4 protein-coding genes are annotated in these 2679 nt (G+C 68.8%); 2 read left to right on the top strand and 2 right to left on the bottom strand.

From position 1 onward, the window contains the following. Nucleotides 1–89: 89 nt before the first annotated feature. Nucleotides 90–587 carry an RNA polymerase sigma factor gene (locus VIB55_RS23070; protein WP_331879031.1) on the bottom strand — a complete coding sequence of 166 codons (498 nt, stop codon included), beginning with the start codon at nucleotides 585–587 and terminating at the stop codon, nucleotides 90–92. A gap of 223 nt (nucleotides 588–810) precedes the next feature. Then, complete coding sequence (gene nfi / locus VIB55_RS23065) at nucleotides 811–1467, bottom strand: deoxyribonuclease V (RefSeq protein WP_349263071.1); 657 nt, start codon at nucleotides 1465–1467, stop codon at nucleotides 811–813. Between the two features lie 217 nt (nucleotides 1468–1684). Here nfi and VIB55_RS23060 point away from each other — a divergent pair, with 217 nt between their 5' ends. Both VIB55_RS23060 and VIB55_RS23055 read left to right on the top strand, forming a co-directional pair. Further along, on the top strand, nucleotides 1685–2050 hold the full coding sequence (locus VIB55_RS23060; RefSeq protein WP_331879029.1) for an STAS/SEC14 domain-containing protein: 366 nt from the start codon (nucleotides 1685–1687) through the stop codon (nucleotides 2048–2050). A 201-nt stretch (nucleotides 2051–2251) separates the two neighbouring features. Then, entirely contained in the window at nucleotides 2252–2515 is a 264-nt protein-coding gene (locus tag VIB55_RS23055) for a hypothetical protein (RefSeq protein ID WP_331879028.1), read from the top strand. The last annotated feature ends 164 nt before the right edge of the window (nucleotides 2516–2679 follow it).

Genomic DNA, 2679 nt, shown 5'->3' with positions numbered 1-2679 from the left:
GAGGCGGTGCTCGTCGCGTTCCATCAGCCGGTCCATATATCGAACGAGGTCGCCGTCCTCCAGGTGAGAACGGGGCCCGCTATCAGAAATCATCTCAAACCCTCCGAGGTTGGCGCGAGCTCGGCGGCCAGCTTGTTGAGCGCGCGCGCCAGCATGGTGCCCACCGACCCCGTCGTGGTTCCTACCGCGGCGGCGATCTCGTGATGGGCGAACCCCTCCTCCCTCATCAGCAGGACCGTCCGTTCCTTCAGGGACAGCCTGTCGAGCGCCGCGCGGACCGCCTTCTTGCGCTCCGCGCTTTCGGCGGCCGCGTCGGGCAGCGGCTGCACGTCGCCCATCGGCGCCCGGTCCGGCGACGCCGACAGCAGCTTGAACCACCGCGTCCGCGCCCGCGCCGCGTCGCGCACCACGTTGGTGGCGACGGCGAACAGCCAGGCGCGCGGATGCCGGTCGGCCGGGGGCCGCTCCACCAGCCGGACGAACGCTTCCTGCGCGGCATCGGCCGCCAGGTCGCTGTCGCCGGTCAGGCGCACGAGGTAGCAGAACAGCGCGTCGTAGTGCTCGTTGAAGAGCTCGGTAACGTTCAAGCGCGGTTCCGGTGAGGGCGAAGCAGGTGACAAGCAGATCCGTCCCTGAGCCGTGCGCTCACTGGTTCGGGTATGGAACGGCCGGGCCGGCCGGTTTCTGACCGGCGGCGGGAAATGCGCGGGAAATTTGGCGCGTGCGGGCAGGAACCTAACCGGCACCGCGCCTGGGCGGGAGGGGAGCCTCCCGGTCCGCGGCCTTGGGCCGATGGGTCCGCGCTCGCCATCACCGGGCCTTGTCCGCGCGGCGGATCTCGTTGACCAGCTGGTGCGCGCGGCGCGTCGTTTCCGGCTGGCGGTAGCGGGGCGACAGGCGCAGCACCAGGTCCACCGCCGTCTCCAGGTCCATGCGGTGGCCGGCCGACACGTACACCGGCTTGGCCCCGGCCCGCGTCCGCAGCGCCATCCCCACCACTTCGCCCTCGTGCACGATGGGGCTGGTGTCGCCGCGCTCGCCGCCCAGCTCGCCGTGCGTGCCCACGAACAGGTTCTTGGCGCACCCCACGCTGGGCACGTCCCACAGCACCCCGCCGTGGCAGGCCAGCCCGAAGCGCCGGGGATGCGCGTAGCCCTGGCCGTCGAACACCACCAGGTCGGGCTTCTGCTCCAACGCGTCCCAGCACGCCTGCAGCGGCGGAAGCTCGCGGAACGACAGGTAGCCCGGAACGTAGGGAAAGCGCAGCTCGGCGGCCGTGGCCGACTGCCCCACCACCTGGAGCGTGTCGGCCCGCAGCACCACCAGGGCGGCGTACCCGTAGTGCTTGAAGCGCTCCACCGACACGTCTGCGCCGGCGATCAGCCGGGGCGAGAAGCCGGGCGGAGGATGGCGGATGAGCTGTCCCCGCATCTCCTGCTGGATCTCGCGCGCCTGCGCCACGGTCATGTCCCAGCGGGGACGAGAGTCAGTTTCGGACACGGACGGCACTCACAAGATGAACGAGTATACGCAAAAAGCGCGAGCGGGCCGCGCCGCCGCGATGGCCATCCCCGGCCCGCAACGGCGCGGGGACGAACAGAAAGGTGGACACGCGGCGCAGGGCCGCTATCTTGCACTTCATCCACCCCGTCCTCCCTGATCCGCACCCCGGCCGGAGTACCGCATGGAGCGAACCCGTTTTACCGAGCACAAGGGCAAGCGCATCCTGCTGCTGGACTATGCCGGCGTGCGCGACCCGGACGAGGCGGTCGCTTCCGTCCGCCGGTCGATGGAGTTCATCGCGCGGCAGCCGCTGAACTCGCTGCTGGTGATGACCGTGGTGCGGGACGCGCGCTACAACGCGGCGGTGCTGCAGGCCATGAAGGAATTGGCGGCCCACAACGCGCCGTACGTAAAGGCCAGCGCGGTCGTGGGGATGTCGGGGCTTCACCGCATCGCGTACCAGGCCGTGCTGATGTTTTCCAAGCGCAACATCAAGACCTTCGATGACGAAGCGCAGGCGCTGGACTGGCTCGTCACCCAGGAGTGAGGTCGCGCCGGCGCCGAAACAGCAACTGCATTTCACGCAGAGGACGCGGAGGGGAAAGAGAGGACGCAGAGGAGCTACGGATCGGTTCTCTGCGTCCTCTCCGTTTTCTCTGCGTCCTCTGCGTGAAAACTGTTCTTGCTGGGGTCGGGATGGGGACGATACTTTCGGCGGCCCGATAAAAACGCACCGCGAGAGGCGAAGATGCAGCCGGACCAGAAGGAACTGATCGAACAGAACCTGTTCGCCGCGCGCAAGATCGTGCGCGAGACGCTCAGGAAGTGCCAGGCCGAGGGCGTGCACCCCGCCGCCGTGGCGCAGGTGCTGGGCGAAAACGCCGTGCAGCTGATGATCCGCAACTTCGGCCCGGACGCCGGCAAGGATTACTGCAAGAGCCTTTCGCAGGAGGCCATCCGCCTGGCGCACCACTACCGCACCCACGCGGCCCCCGCCGCCGAGCCGGACTGAGCGCGGGTGTAATCCACTGAAAAGGCCCCGCCGCTCGGGTTCGAGCGGCGGGGCCTTTTGCGCATGCCTCGGCCGGGCGGCTACTGCACCGAGACCAGCGTCACCTCGAACACGAGGATGGAGTTGGCCGGAATGCTTCCCACTTCCCGGTTGCCGTAGCCAAG

It is taken from the genome of Longimicrobium sp., from assembly GCF_036554565.1.
Classification (GTDB): domain Bacteria; phylum Gemmatimonadota; class Gemmatimonadetes; order Longimicrobiales; family Longimicrobiaceae; genus Longimicrobium.
This window is presented reverse-complemented; position numbering and strand designations above follow the sequence as displayed.